The following is an 18,108-nucleotide window of genomic DNA, read 5'->3' on the forward strand; positions in this document are numbered from 1 at the left end:
AAATTATTAATTTTACTATTTATAAGTTAATTTCACTACCACATGCAGTATTGATTTCGCTTCCACAAGCTGTGTTAACTTCACTACCGCATGCTGTACTTACTTTACTTCCACAAGCAGTATTGATTTCACTACCGCAAGCTGTGTTTAAGTAGTTTTTAGAGTTTTTTGATTGGTAATAATTAGCGTTTTTAGTCCAAGAGTTTAATTTGTACATTGTATTAATTCTCCTTTTGATTTAGTTTATTTTTTTTAATATGAGTCATATAATTCTAACTCTTATTTTATAATATTATTTTTCTCTTATTTAAAGAAAATGTAATCTTAATGTTACTTAGTTACTAAAAAGTTACCATAATATCTAATAGTAGTAATAATATAAAGTTTTATAGTATTTAAGGATTAGATTTTATGACAAATGATAAAGATGAGATTCCATGTCCTATGGAATTAGCAATTCAGTTAATTAATAAGAAGTGGGTTATTCAGATTATTAGGGACATGTTTTTTGGTAAGACTCATTTTAGTGAGTTTAAGGAGGATAAACCTGGCCTATCTAATAAGGTTTTATCTGGTTGTCTTAAGAATTTGGAAGAAAATGGTTTGATTGAGAAGAATATTTCTGATATTGATGGTGTTGTTGATATTTCTTATAATCTTACTGATCATGGTCGTGCTTTAAATAAGGTTATTTATGAGCTTGCCATGTATACTTTGAATGAGGATATTAATAATAAGATTTATGATGATGAACAGAAGAAAGAAATTGGTGAATATTTTAGGGATAAGTTAAATATTGATGATAATTAATATTTTTTTCATTGTTTTTTTTATGTAAAAGTTTAGTATTTAAAAGCAAGATTATTAGATATTATTACACATATTTTTAATAAAAAAATTACTAAAATACTAAAATGAGTATAGTTGATGTATATGTATTGGTTGATTTATAGTGTTTTTGAAGACTTTTTTACATGTATTTCTGTTGAATGAAAAATTGAAATTTACTTCGTTAAACCCAGCTATAACGAAGTAAAATAAAAAATAGATTAAAAATTGTGCTACAATTAATAAATGTGCTACAAATAAAAGGAGGTGATAAAGTGTTAGGAGAAATCCTAGAATAATTTCTAAATAATTATAATATTCTTAGTGTTCAGCCTGAGAATAAAAATAAAAATTATAATTAAGAAGGTTAAAAAATAACTTTCTTTTTAATTATATTTTTATGTAAGGACTTTTTCCAAACACAGATAATAGTTTATTTCATATAATATAATAACTTTAAAGGATATACATCAAATTTATTGTGCTACACATAATTATTGTGCTACAAAATTATTAATTGTTTAGCTTTATTTACTCAAACATAGATTGATAAAATAAATTATATGTTACAATTAAGTAACAGATAACTTTAAATTTATAAATAAGTTATCCGATTACATCTTCATTAATTTTAAAAGTTTGAATAAATATTTTTGCTTCATCTAAGCTTTGGAATGTACCACTGAAGTAATCATATTGTTCTTCAAATCCATCTGGTTTTACAATTGTCATATTATTTAAATCAATATAAACTTCATATTCTTCCATATTATCATATTTAAATATATGTGTTTCATATCCTTGGAAAGTTGGATTACTTTCAATTTCTTCTATATAAGCAGTATTTTGTTTACTTTCAACCCAATCACTACTACCTGAAGAAACTAATCCTCCAAGCATATTTACTAAACCATGTTCTTTACCCTCTTTAGCAGGATATTCGTAAGAAACTCCTTCACCAAATAAAATAGTTTCAACACCAGTTTTATCCGTTAATTCATCATTTAAATTAAAAACTGCTTTATTAGCATAATTAAATTCGTGTGTTTTTACATCACTACTTGAATCAATACCATCAAAAAGACCTGCTGAGACAACAGTAGATGAAAGTATAATTAAAAATAGTGTTAAAGTAATCGTTAATCTTTTATTCATAGTATCCCTAATTTATTTATATTTTAAATAACAAAATAAAAATTATGGATAATTTAAAATACACCCATAAAATAAAAAAAGACAATATTATTGGTAAATTAGAGATCTATAATGATTTTCTGAAAATTAACACATCTCAAACAAATAGAAAAATAGAATATAATTTTATCAAATCAGTTTTTTTAAGTGAAATAAATAAAAAAGATTTTGAAATAGAATTAAAAAACAATGAAATAATCCATTTAGTTATATTAGATTCTATAAATACATTTGATGAAACTTATGTATTTCTTAAAGAAAATATTGCTTATGATAAAAAAGAAAATTTTAAAACAATTGAACTTCCAGAGAATCCTCAAAATTCAGTTAATAATATAAATCCGAATATAGTTGAAAAAATTCCTGGTGATATTGAAACTCAAAATCAATCTAATGAAATAGATAATTTACCACTTATTATTAATGCAAGTTCAACAATTAATAAAAATTTACTATATACTTTGAGTAATGAAACTTTTATTAAACAAGAGTTAAATTCTGTTAATAATATTAATATTACTGCAGATGGTGAATTCGGTATTTATAAAGAATATATTAGCATAAATAATTTTTATTTTGAGTTAAATCTTCCGTATTCTATGTTAAAAAGTATTGATGTGAAAAATATAATGGGAAAACTAATAATAATCAATCTTAAAAATGGATCTCATTTTTTTATAAATCCAAAAAATATTGACAACAATCAATTAAACAAAATAGAATACATATTAAATCATTATATAACCCCAATGTATAATCAAGTACCAATGAACAAAAAGAGTGTATTAGTTGCAATAATCCTTCATCTTTTATTAGTAGGGTTAGGATATACTTATTTAAATAAATGGGGAAAATTCTTAATAGTTTTAATAGTCGAAATATTTTGTGCATTAACAAGTTGGTTAGTTATCCCTGCTATAATTGGACTAATATTATGGTTATATGCTTTAATTGATTGTATAACCATGGTGGGTAAATATAATAACGGAGAACAATACTAGGTGTGAATCATGTCAAAAAAAATGTCCTAAATGTTACACTTTAAATGATAACAATAATAGATTTTGTATTAAATGTGGAGAAGAATTGATTTATAATAATATTCAACAAAATCAAATAATCCTTATCAACAGAATTTAAATCAAATTCCCTATCAACAAAGACCACAAACAAACTCCACAGCTGGAACTATCACAATAGTAGTTGTAGTTATAATCATTACGATATTAATTATCAGTTCTTTATCTGCCTTTGTATTATACTTAGTATAATAAAAAAATAAAATAGAAGTAAATTTAATTATTTACTTTCAAACTCATATGTTTTGCATTATATAGGTATCCATTACTTTCTAATGCTTTTACTGTTACATCATAAGTTCCTTTTGTTTGTGTTACTGTGTATTCATAGTTGAATTTTCCATCTTTTAATGTAATGTTAGCGATTGTCACGCCACCTATTTTTATGTTTAGTTTAGTTCCTGCTAATAAGTTCCTGTTTTTGTCTGTTATATTACCATTTATACTAATCTTTGATCCTTTACTTGTGGTGATGGTGGTTTTTTCCAGGTTGATAAACTGGTAGTCCTTGCTGATTTTTAATGTGGTTGTTGCATTTCGCGGGTTGTATTTACTATTTTCATATATGTTTATGGTTATTCTACTGTTTGACTGTGTGCCTTGTGGTATGGTATAGTTATAGCTTAGTATTCCATTTGTGATGTCTATACCAGTTGCTACTGTTTTACCGTTTAATAGTATGTCTGCTTTAAGTGATTCTTTTACTATGTTACCAGTCGTGTTTGTTATATTGGCCTTGATGTTTATCAGGTTGCCTATTTTTGCAGTTATTGGAGTTGCTCTTATGCGTAGTGCGTTTTTATTGCTTGTAAAGTTAACACTCCTACTTGTAGTGTTGTATATATCATCTCCTTTATAGTTGTATGTGATGTTGTGCTGTCCTTTGGCGTAGTTGTTTTTTAGTGTGTATTTGAATGTTCCTTTTGTAGCATTTACTGTTGCTATTTTTTTGTTGTCTATTAGTATGTCAACTTGTGTATTTATATTTGCCTTGCTTCTTGTTATTGAATCCATGACTGTTCCATTAACTATTACGTTGGAGTCGATGTATGATTGGATGTTGGATGCTGTTATGTAGTTCGACGATTGTTTAGTGTCATGTTTCACTGTTTTATAACATCCTGCATAGTCATTGTTACTGCCTGCTGTAATATTTACAGTGTAAGTGTTATCTGTTAGTGTTGCTGGTATTTTATAGGTGTATTCTAGTTTACCTTTTATTATACTGCATTGAAGCATGTCTTTAGGTTGTATTTATTGTCTTTTAGTGTGTATATATCAATTTGCTGTTGTATTGGTTGTTACTTGTTTTCCGTCTGCATCTTGTAGTGTGCTGTTGAATGTTACGTTTGCATTTTTGTATCCCCATAGTGTTTTCTGGTATAATTTAGTATACTCACCTATATTAACCGTTGCAGATTGACTGGTTTCTTTGAAGTTTTTACTCTGCCTGGTATTGATTGTTAGTGTGTATCGTGTTATTTCTCGTCCTTCAAATGTGAAGAGTTCAAAGTCCTTTGGTATGGATAGCTTAGTGTTTAATACTCCATTGTGGAATGTTACATTCTGCGTGTATACTACTGTTCCCCAGGTAGCATTAAGGTTAATGGTTGCGTTGATGTCTTCGGTTATGTTGCGGCTATAACAGGTTAGTGTTGCATTTATATCAGTACTGCTTCCACGCTTTACAGATAATGACTTATTTAATATGTTCATGTATATGGTATGATAGTAGGGAGTCTTTGTCACTGAAGAGTAACCGGTGGAGTTGCAACGATAAACTACACCATACCAACAACATACACAGCCAAAACCTACAAACTAAGTGCAACCTACGAGGGAAACGAAGAATACTATGGAAACACAAGCAACACGCCACTGTTAAATCTTAAACAAAGACAAGCCAAACTAAGCATAAACACCGACACCACAGTAGAAGTAGACCAAAAACTAACAATAACTGTGACAATCAAGGACAAAAAAGATCCAAATAGAAAAGTAGAAGGATATGTAATCTTCAAGATAGATGGCCTAACACTAAAAGATGCAAACAACCAGACAATACAAGCAAAAATAACAGACAACAATGCAAACTACACATACACCATAGGACACCAATACTCAGCAAGAGAACATACAATAACAGCACTACTGGTAAACAATACATATGTAAGAAGTCAGGCAAACAATACATTCAACGTAACACCAACAAAGACACAAATACAGCTAAACACTCCACAAACAAATAGTAAAAACATTAAACTAACCGGTACACTACAAGACGCGGCAGGACATAGACTAACAGGTACCAACAAGGCAATTGTAAAAATCGACGGAATAACAATAAAAACCACAAGTGACACACCACAATACCACACCATCACTGATGGTCAAATAGACATAACACTAAACAAGACACTAAAATCTGGACTCCACAACATAACACTGGTAACAGGACAGAGAGGAGCATTCACAGGAGCAAGAAACAACACCACAATCAACATACAAGCAAACAATAAAAACCTGAAAAGTGCCAGCATAACAGACAAACAACTAGTAAACATCATACCACAAAAACAAATAGCAATTATAAATGAAACAAACACGATAAGCATCAAAATACAAGATGCCAACAACAAGGACATAAAAAAAGGACAAGTAACGTTCACTAGTAACGGCAAAACACTATCAGTCAGTAAAATCACAAACGGACAAGCAGTCCTAAACCACAAGTACAATAAAGCTGGAACATACAATATACAAGCAACATACCATGATCCAACAGGAAGCTACCAAGACACCACAAAACAATTCACAATAACAATCAAAGACCAGCCACAAACAACCATCAAAATAACAGCAAACAACACCACAGCCCGTGTAGGTGAAACCCTCACCTACACAACCCTCTTTAGCGACACCCACAACAACAAATACAAAAATAGAAAACAACTCACCACCTAAAAATTTTATTACAAACGAACTAATTTTAGACAAATGTTGTAAAACAAAAAAGTAATAAAAAATTCAATAAAAATAATAACTGATAGAAAATAGAAAAAATAATAGAATATAAACATGACAAAAAATATCATACTCCTAAAAAAATAAAAAGAAAAAGATTATCACAAAAAATCAACACTCAACTCTACAAAAAAAATAACAAAAATAATACAACACGTTACACAATAAACATGAAAATAGAAAAAATCAACTCAATACCAATTCCAATATAATCCCCAAAAATCCAAAATATTTATCCAAAAATTTAAACCTTACTAAAATAGTAAAAATATTATAGTACATGTACATGTAATATATTAAAAAACATATTCTAAGAAGATTATAATTGATGAAAAAAAATCAACTCCTAAAAATTTACAATTCTACATAAATTTTCATAAAAAAGATATTAAAATTATGATTTTTTATATATTTTAAATTATTAATTGATTAGATTATATTAAAAAATTACTTCAATTTAAAAAATACTATTAAACAGTGAAAAATGAGTTAATACATGTGCATGTAGCTATAAAAAATTGATTTTTATCATGGAAAAATATCATAAATAACTTACTTATCTATGTAAATTCAATTACCATTAATAACTCTTTCTAATACTTTTTTTTATAATTATACTATTTAGGTTAATTAAATTTTAATTGATTAAATATTATATTAGGGTGGTTATTTTTTTAAGTAAAATTAACTTTATCTTACAATTTAAAAAGTATTACCATAACCTTTTAATACAAGTAGCATATTTAATTAATAATATTAATCTATACATTTTAAAATTAATAATGAAGAATTGATATCAATGTTTAAAAACAATAATGAAAATCATGTAGTAAATGAACGAATTACATATGTAGACCAATTAAGAACACTAAGCATAATATGGCTAATACTAATAAATGTAGCATTCACATTCAGATTTCAAAACTCGGCGACATTAGAAGAATATGTATTATTCACATCATTTGCATTTGGAGTACCAGTATTTCTAATGCTTCTAGGATTACTAATGTTAGAAAGAGACTACACTGATATAAAAAACTTCCTAAAAACAGACTTCATACGCATACTAATACCATTCCTTATATGGAACACAGTAATGGCTATTATAGCAACAATAAACAATAACGGATTTATACTAACTACAGCTACATTATACCAGTTCTATCTAAATTTCATGAAACAACACTGGTATGCATGGATGTTACTAGGAATATATCTATCACTACCAATCCTAAGTGAATTTATCAGATCATGGAAACTAAAAGGAGCAGCATACTACCTAATACTAGGAGTAATAGCATCAATAATATATCAGGCACTAGCATACTACAACACACCCAGCTACTTCAACCTCACATTCTTCATAGGACCACTAATATACGTATTTGCAGGATACTATTTTGAAAACAAGGAAATAAAACTATCACACAACAAAATAGTAACAATAGGATTCATAATATTTCTATTAACATCAATTATAATTATATACAACGCTGTAGTAATCAACCACTACACATTCACTATACTACTACATCATTATAATTTCTTCACACACTCCTACCTAGACGTAAGTCTAATAGTAGTATTACAAGCCATAGGATTATTCCTTGTATTCAAATACATCAACATGAACGTAACAGGACTCTTAATACCAATAAAACACGTACTAGAAAACAGATGGATAATGAAATTCACAACATCAATAAGCAGGTCATGCTATGGAATATACCTTACACATCAATCACTTATAATAATACTAACAACACTAATCAGCCCCTATTCAATAAACGAGGCATACGGAACAATAATACTCACAATCATAATACTACTAACAAGCTGGTTTATAATACTATTACTAAAAAAAGTAGGAGTCCCAACAAAATATATAGGATACGATTAAAAAAAAAATATTTAAAATTATCTTCTCCCTCCTTTTTTTTATTATTAGACATTTCTTATAAAAATTTTATATAATCTATAAGATATTGTACATTTAAATCATAGTTTTATTTCAAAAATAAGTGGAACATGATCACTTTTCATATTTTCACAGCCCACAAATTCTTCATAAGATCCAATTGATAATGTTTTTACTAAATTAGGTGTTGAAAACACATAATCTATGTGGTAAGGTTTATCTTTATGAAAATATTGATAAAATGTAGGAACGGATTCTTTTCCTTCTTCCTCTTGAGATAATTCATGATATATACTTTTTAAATTCATTGAATTAAATAGTTTAACCATGTCCATATGACCCTTTCCATTATTCTTATCCCAAATTTTATTACTGTTAAAATCTCCACAGAATATAATTTTTCCTGATTTTTTTATTTTTTCTTCAAATATTCTAAGATAGGCTATCATTTCTTCAACGTAATATGAGTTTAACTTTGTATTATTTTGTGTCCATACACCCACTAAATCAAAATAATTATTAACATTAATTGATAAAAATAATTCATGTTTTGAATTCCAGAAGTTGTTTTTTAAGGCGATATCTTTTTTTGCAAAAATTAGTAATCCTTTAATCTTCATATAATTTTCCATCTCTATAAGAACCAATCCAGTAATGATTTGAAATAATGTCAAGATATTCTTTATACTTAGATTGATGAGCGTATTTCTCCGGTCTTTCAGCTTCAGAAATTATATAAATATCTGCATTATATTTTAAAACTTTTTTATATTTATTACGAAAGGCTCGGTTACAATTCCAACTAATAATTTTCATATAATTTCACTCTTATTTAAGTAAATATATAACTCATTTTTTATTTATTCTTTTTTAAATTCATGATTTTTAAATAATTATTTGTTACAATTTATTTACATAAGTATAATGTTTCTCTGCTTATTAATAGTAGAATAGTTATCTTTTAAAAAAATAATAGAGGCTAATATAATCCCTAAGATATCCCCTCTTGATTTATTATATAACAAAAAAATACTCGAAAAATATATACATTCATGATTAATAGTTTTTTAATATAAACTAAAAAAAGGTTTTAAATTATCAATTACTTATCTAATGAATTAAAATTGTTTAATTAAAAATAAAAAAAGTAAGGTTAAATGGAGAAATGAGTTATTTACGACTTTTGTAGTATTCACCTGACATATGATTATCTCCACCATAATAATCGTAATGTCCGGGTCCATAATAAGTGTATTCACCATCATCCTGTTGAACTGTCACTGGATGATCCACACTTGCATGTTGATGACTAGCATCACGTTTTGGGTCGTAATCAGGGTCTATATTATTATTGTTATCGTTTGTTTTCTTGTTTATTTCCTGATTATTAGATAAGTCATTAATACTTGTATCCTTCATCTGACTTGTCATGTTAGTTATTGAGGAATTTGAAGCAATCTGAGGTATTCCTGTTTTATTCATTGTTTTTACTGCATGTGTCACCTGATTTATGTCTGTTCCTGTTATTACTATCATATAGTTTTTCTGAATATCCTCTTCGTAGTATGTGTATGTTCCACTTTTGTTATATACTGATATATTATCATATGTGATGTTTGAACCTATATTGGAGCTTTGTTGTGTACCAATATCCCAACCTGCCTGTAATGATCCGTTAATATCGTTTGTATCTCTTACAGACCATGATTTTATGCTTAGATTATTTTTTGAGTCACTGTATGAATTATAGTTTGCACTATTATTTTGTACGGATGCATTACTACTTGGTACTTCTAATGTTATTCCACTCATTGATATTGTCTTATATTGTGGCTGAAGTGTGTAATATGCTCCTGCACTAATAGTACAGAGTAATATTACTAATATTAGTAATACCACTATGTTTTTTGTTCTCATTTTGGATTTCTCCTAATTTCTTTTGTTTTAATTCATGTTTAGAATTAAAAAGAATTCAACGAATCTATTAGTTCATATATTTCATTTATTCCTCCATTATATTTATAATCTTGCTCTATTTTTAATAAATAAATTTTTTTATTATGAAAACTACAAAATAATATATAAGAATATAATAAAAAAAACAGGAGGGTGGTAATTATAAGAAGAAACAATTTAATAATGATTTGTGTTACTGTTGTTATTTGTGTTGTTATAATAGCTGCGACTGTAACTTATATAATGATTAATGATAATTCTAATAATACTACAAATAACACAACAAATATAACTAATAGTAGTGTAAATAATACAACAAATCAGTCAAATACTACTCACACTAGTTCCAATAGCTCTAGTTCAAGTAGTTCACAAAGTAACGCGAGGTCAGGTTCAAGTTATTCTGATCAATATAAGTCCCCATATCTAGAAGATGAAGTAATTGATGGTTGGGATCCAAGTGAACATGAAGTCTCTAGAGAAAATATGGGAAACGGCTTACATAAAATTCATTATGATGATGGCTATTTCCGAATTGCTGATTCTAGTGGTCATATAGTAACATATGGATACTAGATAAAAAAAATATTTTCCTTTTCATTTATTTTTCATTTATGTATCCTGTTTCCTCGTCATAACTATCTTTTATATTATCATGTGATATGTATCCTATTCCTCTTTTTTCATCATATTCATTGTTTCCTAGTTTATCTTTGTAGATTTGTATGACGTAGTTATAGAATTCTGGTTTTATTTTCTTAAATTCCTCTCTATTATTTGTTTCTCTTATAATCCTGTATTTATTCCAGATCTCCTTTGCTTTTTCGTCTTTTTCTATGAATACGTCTACTAGTTTATCCGTGTCTTCGATTAATCTGAAGTCGTCTTGCAGATTTCTTAGTTCTAGCTTCTCTATTTTTTCCATTAATCTATATGATTCTTCCTGTGATATTGATTCTTTTACTTTCTCATGGTATAATTCGGGTATTTTCATGTTGAACTCTTTTTCTGAGATTATGTTAATATTTCTTGTTAGTTCCTCTGTTGCTTTAATTAGTGTTTGGCTGTATATTGTTGAGTATGTATTACCCTTATTATCGGTTAGTTTTACTAGGTGTACTTCACCTTTTTCGTGGTTGTTGTTTCTGTTACATCTTCCGGCTGTTTGTATTATACTATCTATTGGAGCCTGGTCACGGTAAATTATGTCAACGTCGATATCTACTCCTGCCTCGATTAGCTGTGTTGTTACTATTATCTTTTGCTTACTTGTTTTTGTATTAATCCTATTTATTCTATCTAACCTGTCTAGTGGTATTAGGTTTGTTGACAAGTATATTAATTGGAAACTATTATTAAGATTTTGTTTTAAGTAGTCATAAAGGTATTTTGAGGATTCTGTTGTGTTTAATACAAACATCACGTCTTTGTTTATATTGTTTTTTATTTTTGTAACCATATTATGGGCAAATGTGGTTAATGGTATTTTGTTATTGTGGAAGTAGTAGTTTACTCTGTCTAGTTGTTGGAAGTATTTGTCTTTATCTGTTATTATTTCACTGATTTCTTTAGGATTAAAAATTAGTGGTTGTGTTGCACTCATGAAGATTATCCATGTGTTATAATATCTAGCAAGGTCGATGAATATTGTTTTTAGTAGGTACCAGTATTTTGGTGGTATTGTTTGTACTTCATCTAGGATTATTATGGAATTTGTTATGTTATGAAATTTCCTTAGTGACTTGTTTTTATCACTTATCAGTGAATAAAATAATTGGATGAAAGTTGTAATAATAATCTCGGAGTACCATCCATCAATAAGAAGTTCTGGTGATTGTTCTTTTACAAAATCATTCTCGGAGGGAGTATAATTACTATCTGATAATGAGGTATGTTTCTGAAGATAATCAACTCCTCGTATATCTGAATTATATAGGATATCTTCTATTACAGATGCATTCTGATCAATTATACTAAGAAATGGTAATGTGTATATAATTCTGGGAGTAAATCATTTCTCTTTTTCTATTTTTTCACGTAATTTTAAAGAAAAGGATATTATATCAATTGTTTTTCCCATACCTGTTGGTAAAGTTAATGAATAGATTTTATTTTTTAAATCTAACTTACTAGTATAAGCGTTAATTTCATTATATGCATCATCCCTGATACTACTTATATTTGATGAATAATCATGATACGCTGATACATAACTACTCATAATCTCCGGTGAAACATGTTTTCTTAGATGCATACTAGTATTTGATGCATCAAACTTATCAGCATCAAGAAGAACAGAATATAAGAATATTAATTCTTCATAATTGATTAAATTCATATCACCACTAAGAAGCTTTAAATCACAGATAATATATTGCTTAACTAACTCATATTTGCCAATAAAATCATTAACACTAATATTATATGCCTTATAAAACTTTCTAAGATTCTGAAATCTATGAGTATACTTCTGATTTTTCAAGTTTTTAATCTGAAGAAGTGTGACATGCTCCTGATTTAGGATCTTAGTTTCACCAAGAATACCCTTTACATCAATCAAATCACCATGATGTCTGTTAATCACAATATAAGCTAATATAGGATAAAATTTAGTATCCTCTGATTTTCTAAAATAATTCTTTATAACATAATATCCAAAAATAGCAGATAAACGACCATGACCCTTACTATCATTATTATATACAGGGTCATCACTAAATAAGTAATCCTGAAAAAAAGTAGTACTCTTAGCAAAATCATGACATATACCAATAAGAAAACTAAGATCCATGAATAGCTCCTTATTTTCAACAGCTAATTCCTCAATAATACGTCTAGAATTAACAGCAACATTCAAAAGATGATCAACAAGCCTCTTATCAGTATGAGAATAATAATCATTAATACTATCTGGCAATATATTCACCATGAAATTTACTAATTATATACTATTATATCATATCTAATTAATATACTATGAAAAAAAGTCATCTAAAAAAATAATATATGACGTCAACTTGAATTTTAAGTCAACGTCAATATCCTTTCATTTATCAAAAATAAGTTCTATTATTTTATTGGAAAAAATGTAATCAAATTTCTATACTATTAAGTCTATTTTAAAGGGGGAGGTACACCACACACACCCTATCCTTTTTTTCAGTTTCTATACTATTAAGTCTATTTTAAAGGAGAATCAATATTTACTTTTAAAAACTGGTGATTCTGGTTTCTATACTATTAAGTCTATTTTAAAGAAATACAAGTATTACACGAAACAATACACTAATGAAATAGGTTTCTATACTATTAAGTCTATTTTAAAGTCAGTTCCAATTAGTCCATTTTTTTCTTATTCGCATATGTGTTTCTATACTATTAAGTCTATTTTAAAGTGGATTTGTAGGTATGGATGAATTATGTCGACTAGGTTTCTATACTATTAAGTCTATTTTAAAGTTTGTTGTTGCAACTGAATAAACTTTTATTCTATCTTGTTTCTATACTATTAAGTCTATTTTAAAGTGTTTCAAAAGAGGACTTCACAGCATTACAAGATAGAGGTTTCTATACTATTAAGTCTATTTTAAAGGGAATCTTTAAGATAAGCATTGTTTGGACAAAAATCAGTTTCTATACTATTAAGTCTATTTTAAAGGACCTGCATAATTATCCTTATCTTTATATGCATAGTCGTTTCTATACTATTAAGTCTATTTTAAAGTATCTATCACCATTCACTCACCCAACCTACCCACCATGTTTCTATACTATTAAGTCTATTTTAAAGAGAAAATATTAAGGAGAATACTTAAACAACCTTCCTCAATAATACCAGTGACGTTTTTAAAAACGTCACTCAAAAAAAAAATGTATGAAAAAAAAAGTGAAAAAGAATAGGGGGGGGGGGTTATATAATCTCTAAAAGTGTTATTAGGTCATTATTTGTATTATTTGCATAACAGGTGAGTTTTACTTTTGAATTAATACTATATGTATCATCAAGGAATTTAAAATATTTTTTTATTAATCTTAAACGGTATTCCTTGTAATTATTGTTTTTATTTTCTTTTATTGTTGTAGCTGTACTATTGATGGACTCCCTTGTGGATAATTTATACATTGTACTACTCAATTGTTCTACGTATAATTTTTTTGTATTATAATATTCTATGATAGCAGAAGGTAATTTAATATAATAACTATTATTAATGTAAAATTCATTTTTTTTATCTTTTTTTCTTTGTTTGTTTTTTATTTTTATTATTTTTGTTTCTATTTCAACAGTAAACCCATTTTCAGTTATTTTAAATGTATAATCCATTATAATGTCTCCTTTTATTCTTGACAATGTATGAAAAAAATGGAAGAAAATTTAAAAAAGATTTTGTATAATCTTTTTTAATTTAGTCCAATCCTCTTTAATTATTTGATGTGGCGGGGTTAATTTGATTTTAATGGTAATTGTCCCTTTTTTTAATGGAATTTTAATATTTTTAATCATTAATTTTCATCTCCTTTTTTTTTATGTGTAATTTTCATGTGGTTTTAGCATCTTTTTTTTTATTATGAGTATTTATAAATATGAATTAATGATATACATTATATTAGGATAAGTAAAGGGATGTCCCCCTTTACTTCTTTTTGCTCTTCTTATACTCATAAGTTATCGTTATTTTCACTGTTTTTGCAATAGTGAATGCTATGAGTATAAGAATTAACTCAATACTTATTTTCATGCTTTCTTTTTAGCTTTCTATATAATAATATGTTTTGATAGTATATAAATGTTTGGGTACTTAATTAAGTTCTATAACTCTATTTTTAAAAAAATAACAAATTTACTTTACTTTTTTACAATCCATTTTTTATTCATTCTTCCTTGTTTTCTCGTATGTATTGTATGTCGATTTCTTTTGAGAGGGGCGTGTTTTTTCTTCTTTGATTATTTTCTTTTTTTTATCTAGGGGTTAATTGAAAATAGATAAAAAAATAAATTAATTAAAATTATTATTTATACTTTAAGTGATTTTGGTCTAGTTATTCAAATAGGTGTTAAATGAGAAATGAATTTCTCTTAGAAAAAAATTATTCCCCCTCATAATTATATGTAACGTTTTTAAATTACCAAAAGAATTAAAAATTCTAAATATAATAACTAATAATTAATTATACTTTTTTAGGGGAAATACATTTTATGTCTGCACCACAAGAAATAATAGACTTAGTCAAAACATTTAAAAGAAATGAACATCTTTACAAAGATGCTACACAATATGATGAAGAAAATACTAAAATTGACTTTATTAACCCCTTCTTTGAAGCTTTGGGATGGGACGTACATAATAAACAAAAAAGGTCCCCCCTATATAAAGATGTAGAATTTGAAAATAGCATTAAAATTGGAAATAAAACAAAAGCACCAGACTATGCTTTCAGAATTGGTGGAACACCCAAATTTTTTGTAGAAGCAAAAAAACCAAGTGTAGAAATAGAAACAGATAAAAATCCAGCATTCCAAATAAGAAGATATGGATGGAGTGCAGGACTAGATTTATGTATTCTCACTGATTTTGAAACACTTGCAGTATATGAAACAACCACTAAACCTGATAAAAATCAAAGTGCAAGTATTGGTAGAATTAAATTTTATCATTATTCAGAATATATTGATAAATGGGATGAAATTTATAATCTATTTAGTAAAGATGCTGTACTACAAGGAAAATTTGATAATTATATATCTGGACATGAAGGTATTAAAAAGGGAACTACTAGGGTAGATGCGGAATTCCTTAAAGAGATAGAACAATGGAGAGAAATATTAGCTAAAAATATAGCACTTAGAAACAGTGAATTAACAGTTGAAGAACTAAACTATGCTGTGCAACTTATAATTGATCGTATAATATTTCTAAGAATAGCAGAAGATAGAGGAATAGAAAGATATGAAACGTTAAAAAAACTATTAGAAAAAGAGGATATTTATCATAATTTCTGTAAACTATGTAAAAAAGCAGATTCGGAGTATAATAGTGGACTTTTTCATTTTACAACAGAAAACGATAATGATTTTACAGTAGATACTTACACGCTTAGTTTAAATATTGATGATAAGATATTTAAAGAAATATTTTCTAATCTTTATTATCCTAATAGTCCCTATGAATTTAAAGTGTTACCTATTGAAATATTAGGACAAGTATATGAACAATTCTTAGGAAAAACAATTAGATTAACCCCTGGACATCATGCAAAAGTAGAAGAAAGACCTGAAATTAAGAAAGTTGGAGGTGTTTATTATACTCCACAAAAGGTAACTAAATATATAGTGGAAAATACTATAGGTTTATTGATTGATGATAAAACACCCGAGGAAATAAGTAAAATAAAAATATTGGATCCATCATGTGGGTCAGGTAGTTTCTTATTAAGAGCTTACACATATTTATTAGATTATCATTTAAATTATTATCTTAAACCAGAAGTTAAAACACCAAAAGAAGTAGTATATGAAAAAAATGGAAATTATTATTTAACTATACGAGAAAAGAAAAGAATTTTAAAAAACAATATTTATGGAGTAGATATAGATCCTCTTGCAATAGAAGTAACTAAACTAAGTTTATTACTTAAAGTACTGGAAGATCAGTTTAAAGATGAATTACAACAACAAAGAACATTATTCCATGAAAGAGCATTACCCAATTTAAATGATAATATTAAATGTGGTAACTCTCTTGTAAGCATGGATGTATATGATAAAGAATACAAAGATATAGATAAACCGAATATGGAACATCCTTTTAATTATGAATTTGAATTTAAAGAGGTATTTGACAAAGGAGGATTTGATATTATTATAGGCAATCCTCCATTCGTTCGACAAGAATCTATAAAAGATATGAAAGAATATCTAAAAGATCATTATGATATATACACTGGAGAATCAGATAAATATGTATACTTCTTTGAAAAATCACTTAAACTACTAAAACAAGGAGGGTATTTAGGATATATATGTTCAAATACTTATACAAGAACAAAATATGGAAAAGGATTACGAAATAAATTAACATCTGACACTACAATAATTAGATACAACGAATGTAAAAAAGTCTTTAAAGCAACAGTAGACACAAGTATTATTATTGTTCAAAATAAAAAACCAAAAGAAAATCATAAAATATCAATTAATAATAATAAATATTTTTTAAACCAAACCTTATTAACTGATAAAAGTTGGGCTATAAAACCTCCGGAAGTAATTAAGTTAAAGAATAAATTATTAGATATGAAAACTACAATTAAAACAATTAAACATATTAAGATTTATAGAGGATTAGTTACAGGTTGTAATGAAGCATTTTATGTTAATGAAACTACCAAAAAGGAATTAATTTCTAAAAATATTAAAAATAAGGAATTAATTAAACCAATAATAAAAGGAAAAAATTTATCAACATATAATTTAAAATTTGATAATTTGTATGTATTATGTACAGCTAATGGAATAAATATTAAAAAAGAATACCCTGATATTTTTGAATATTTAACTCAATTTGAAGATAAATTAAAAAAGAGATATGATAAAGGGGATAAATGGTTTAATTTAAGAAATTGTACTTATTATGATGTTTTTGAAATTCCTAAAATAATCTATAGTCGGATTGCACAAAAACCCCAATTTTATTACGATAAAAATAAATATTATGCGGATGCAACATCATTTATAATGCACTCTGAAACAATATCTATGCCATATTTAACTTCATTATTAAACTCAAATACTTTATATTGGTTAATTAGATTAATAGCGAATTCTTTATCTAAAAAAGGTTTTGAATATCGAAAAACATATGTTGAACAATTACCTATTCCTGTAGTTACTCCTGAAAAACAAGACGAAATCGGAAAATATACGTTAAACATACAATCATTATATGAAAAGTTAGACGTTGTTAAAACACCACTACAAAAAAAAGAGATACAGCAGAGAATAACACTACTAGAAAAAGAAGTTAATAATAAAATATATGAATTATATGAATTAACACCAGGAGAAATACAACTTATCGAAGATGAATTACAATAACATATACATCACAT

General features: G+C 26.9%; 17 protein-coding genes and 1 CRISPR repeat array. Of the genes, 7 read left to right on the plus strand and 10 right to left on the minus strand.

Translation table 11 applies throughout. From position 1 onward, the window contains the following. Window positions 1-19: 19 nt before the first annotated feature. Window positions 20-217, minus strand: coding sequence for a hypothetical protein (locus OTK55_RS06415; RefSeq protein ID WP_274871312.1), 198 nt, complete (start codon window positions 215-217; stop codon window positions 20-22). A gap of 194 nt (window positions 218-411) precedes the next feature. Here OTK55_RS06415 and OTK55_RS06420 point away from each other — a divergent pair, with 194 nt between their 5' ends. Continuing rightward, window positions 412-810, plus strand: coding sequence for a winged helix-turn-helix transcriptional regulator (locus OTK55_RS06420; protein WP_274871313.1), 399 nt, complete (start codon window positions 412-414; stop codon window positions 808-810). A gap of 624 nt (window positions 811-1,434) precedes the next feature. Here OTK55_RS06420 and OTK55_RS06425 read toward each other — a convergent pair. Next, window positions 1,435-1,983 carry a hypothetical protein gene (locus tag OTK55_RS06425; RefSeq protein WP_274871314.1) on the minus strand — a complete coding sequence of 183 codons (549 nt, stop codon included), beginning with the start codon at window positions 1,981-1,983 and terminating at the stop codon, window positions 1,435-1,437. 44 nt (window positions 1,984-2,027) lie between these two features. On the opposite strand from OTK55_RS06425, the gene OTK55_RS06430 reads away from it, so the two are divergent. Together OTK55_RS06430 and OTK55_RS08620 are read left to right on the plus strand one after the other, a co-directional pair. Beyond that, window positions 2,028-3,023 (plus strand): hypothetical protein, encoded by a 996-nt coding sequence (locus OTK55_RS06430; RefSeq protein WP_274871315.1) that lies wholly within the window; start codon window positions 2,028-2,030, stop codon window positions 3,021-3,023. Then, on the plus strand, window positions 3,004-3,162 hold the full coding sequence (locus OTK55_RS08620) for a zinc-ribbon domain-containing protein (RefSeq protein ID WP_407652438.1): 159 nt from the start codon (window positions 3,004-3,006) through the stop codon (window positions 3,160-3,162). The genes OTK55_RS06430 and OTK55_RS08620 overlap by 20 nt, the downstream gene beginning before the upstream one ends. A gap of 155 nt (window positions 3,163-3,317) precedes the next feature. On the opposite strand, the gene OTK55_RS06435 is transcribed toward OTK55_RS08620, so the two are convergent. Together OTK55_RS06435 and OTK55_RS06440 are read right to left on the minus strand one after the other, a co-directional pair. Continuing rightward, a complete protein-coding gene (locus OTK55_RS06435) occupies window positions 3,318-4,340 on the minus strand; it encodes a hypothetical protein (protein ID WP_274871316.1) in 1,023 nt (340 codons plus the stop codon). A 39-nt stretch (window positions 4,341-4,379) separates the two neighbouring features. Next, window positions 4,380-4,850, minus strand: coding sequence for a hypothetical protein (locus OTK55_RS06440; protein ID WP_274871317.1), 471 nt, complete (start codon window positions 4,848-4,850; stop codon window positions 4,380-4,382). A 213-nt stretch (window positions 4,851-5,063) separates the two neighbouring features. Between OTK55_RS06440 and OTK55_RS06445 the strand changes: the two genes are divergently transcribed. Together OTK55_RS06445 and OTK55_RS06450 are read left to right on the plus strand one after the other, a co-directional pair. Continuing rightward, window positions 5,064-6,065, plus strand: a complete 1,002-nt coding sequence (locus OTK55_RS06445; protein ID WP_274871318.1) for an Ig-like domain repeat protein — start codon at window positions 5,064-5,066, stop codon at window positions 6,063-6,065. An 859-nt stretch (window positions 6,066-6,924) separates the two neighbouring features. After that, window positions 6,925-8,025 (plus strand): acyltransferase, encoded by a 1,101-nt coding sequence (locus OTK55_RS06450; RefSeq protein ID WP_274871319.1) that lies wholly within the window; start codon window positions 6,925-6,927, stop codon window positions 8,023-8,025. Window positions 8,026-8,123: 98 nt separating this feature from the next. Here OTK55_RS06450 and OTK55_RS06455 read toward each other — a convergent pair whose 3' ends face one another. The 3 genes from OTK55_RS06455 to OTK55_RS06465 all read right to left on the minus strand — a co-directional run bounded on the left by OTK55_RS06455 (window position 8,124) and on the right by OTK55_RS06465 (window position 9,960). Then, entirely contained in the window at window positions 8,124-8,663 is a 540-nt protein-coding gene (locus tag OTK55_RS06455; protein ID WP_274871320.1) for an exonuclease/endonuclease/phosphatase family protein, read from the minus strand. After that, on the minus strand, window positions 8,653-8,859 hold the full coding sequence (locus OTK55_RS06460; protein WP_274871321.1) for a hypothetical protein: 207 nt from the start codon (window positions 8,857-8,859) through the stop codon (window positions 8,653-8,655). Before OTK55_RS06460 ends, OTK55_RS06455 begins: the two co-directional genes overlap by 11 nt. Before the next feature lie 354 nt (window positions 8,860-9,213). Beyond that, window positions 9,214-9,960, minus strand: coding sequence for a hypothetical protein (locus OTK55_RS06465; RefSeq protein WP_274871322.1), 747 nt, complete (start codon window positions 9,958-9,960; stop codon window positions 9,214-9,216). Window positions 9,961-10,152: 192 nt separating this feature from the next. Between OTK55_RS06465 and OTK55_RS06470 the strand changes: the two genes are divergently transcribed. Then, entirely contained in the window at window positions 10,153-10,575 is a 423-nt protein-coding gene (locus OTK55_RS06470) for a hypothetical protein (RefSeq protein WP_274871323.1), read from the plus strand. Between the two features lie 25 nt (window positions 10,576-10,600). Here the strand turns inward: OTK55_RS06470 and cas3 are convergent, their stop codons facing one another. The 3 genes from cas3 to OTK55_RS06485 form a co-directional block, all read right to left on the minus strand. Next, window positions 10,601-11,998, minus strand: coding sequence for a CRISPR-associated helicase Cas3' (gene cas3, locus OTK55_RS06475; protein ID WP_326520471.1), 1,398 nt, complete (start codon window positions 11,996-11,998; stop codon window positions 10,601-10,603). 12 nt (window positions 11,999-12,010) lie between these two features. Continuing rightward, window positions 12,011-12,916, minus strand: a complete 906-nt coding sequence (locus OTK55_RS06480) for a CRISPR-associated endonuclease Cas3'' (protein WP_274871324.1) — start codon at window positions 12,914-12,916, stop codon at window positions 12,011-12,013. Window positions 12,917-13,095: 179 nt separating this feature from the next. Continuing rightward, a CRISPR array of direct repeats spans window positions 13,096-13,789; the repeat unit is 29 nt; unit sequence GTTTCTATACTATTAAGTCTATTTTAAAG. Between the two features lie 120 nt (window positions 13,790-13,909). Then, window positions 13,910-14,323: a hypothetical protein gene (locus tag OTK55_RS06485; protein ID WP_274871326.1), complete on the minus strand. Its 414-nt coding sequence runs from the start codon at window positions 14,321-14,323 to the stop codon at window positions 13,910-13,912. Between the two features lie 873 nt (window positions 14,324-15,196). On the opposite strand from OTK55_RS06485, the gene OTK55_RS06490 reads away from it, so the two are divergent. After that, window positions 15,197-18,094, plus strand: coding sequence for an Eco57I restriction-modification methylase domain-containing protein (locus OTK55_RS06490; RefSeq protein WP_274871327.1), 2,898 nt, complete (start codon window positions 15,197-15,199; stop codon window positions 18,092-18,094). Window positions 18,095-18,108: the final 14 nt, after the last annotated feature.

This window comes from Candidatus Methanosphaera massiliense (assembly GCF_028890305.1).
Taxonomy (GTDB): Archaea; Methanobacteriota; Methanobacteria; order Methanobacteriales; family Methanobacteriaceae; genus Methanosphaera; species Methanosphaera massiliense.

Excerpts from the sequence above, each read along its gene's own strand:
- OTK55_RS06415 (WP_274871312.1), bottom strand. The coding sequence starts at position 217 with ATGTACAAATTAAACTCTTGGACTAAAAACGCTAATTATTACCAATCA.
- OTK55_RS06420 (WP_274871313.1), top strand. The coding sequence starts at position 412 with ATGACAAATGATAAAGATGAGATTCCATGTCCTATGGAATTAGCAATT.
- OTK55_RS06425 (WP_274871314.1), bottom strand. The coding sequence starts at position 1,983 with ATGAATAAAAGATTAACGATTACTTTAACACTATTTTTAATTATACTT.
- OTK55_RS06430 (WP_274871315.1), top strand. The coding sequence starts at position 2,028 with ATGGATAATTTAAAATACACCCATAAAATAAAAAAAGACAATATTATT.
- OTK55_RS06435 (WP_274871316.1), bottom strand. The coding sequence starts at position 4,340 with ATGCTTCAATGCAGTATAATAAAAGGTAAACTAGAATACACCTATAAA.
- OTK55_RS06450 (WP_274871319.1), top strand. The coding sequence starts at position 6,925 with ATGTTTAAAAACAATAATGAAAATCATGTAGTAAATGAACGAATTACA.
- OTK55_RS06455 (WP_274871320.1), bottom strand. The coding sequence starts at position 8,663 with ATGAAGATTAAAGGATTACTAATTTTTGCAAAAAAAGATATCGCCTTA.
- OTK55_RS06460 (WP_274871321.1), bottom strand. The coding sequence starts at position 8,859 with ATGAAAATTATTAGTTGGAATTGTAACCGAGCCTTTCGTAATAAATAT.
- OTK55_RS06465 (WP_274871322.1), bottom strand. The coding sequence starts at position 9,960 with ATGAGAACAAAAAACATAGTGGTATTACTAATATTAGTAATATTACTC.
- OTK55_RS06485 (WP_274871326.1), bottom strand. The coding sequence starts at position 14,323 with ATGGATTATACATTTAAAATAACTGAAAATGGGTTTACTGTTGAAATA.
- OTK55_RS06490 (WP_274871327.1), top strand. The coding sequence starts at position 15,197 with ATGTCTGCACCACAAGAAATAATAGACTTAGTCAAAACATTTAAAAGA.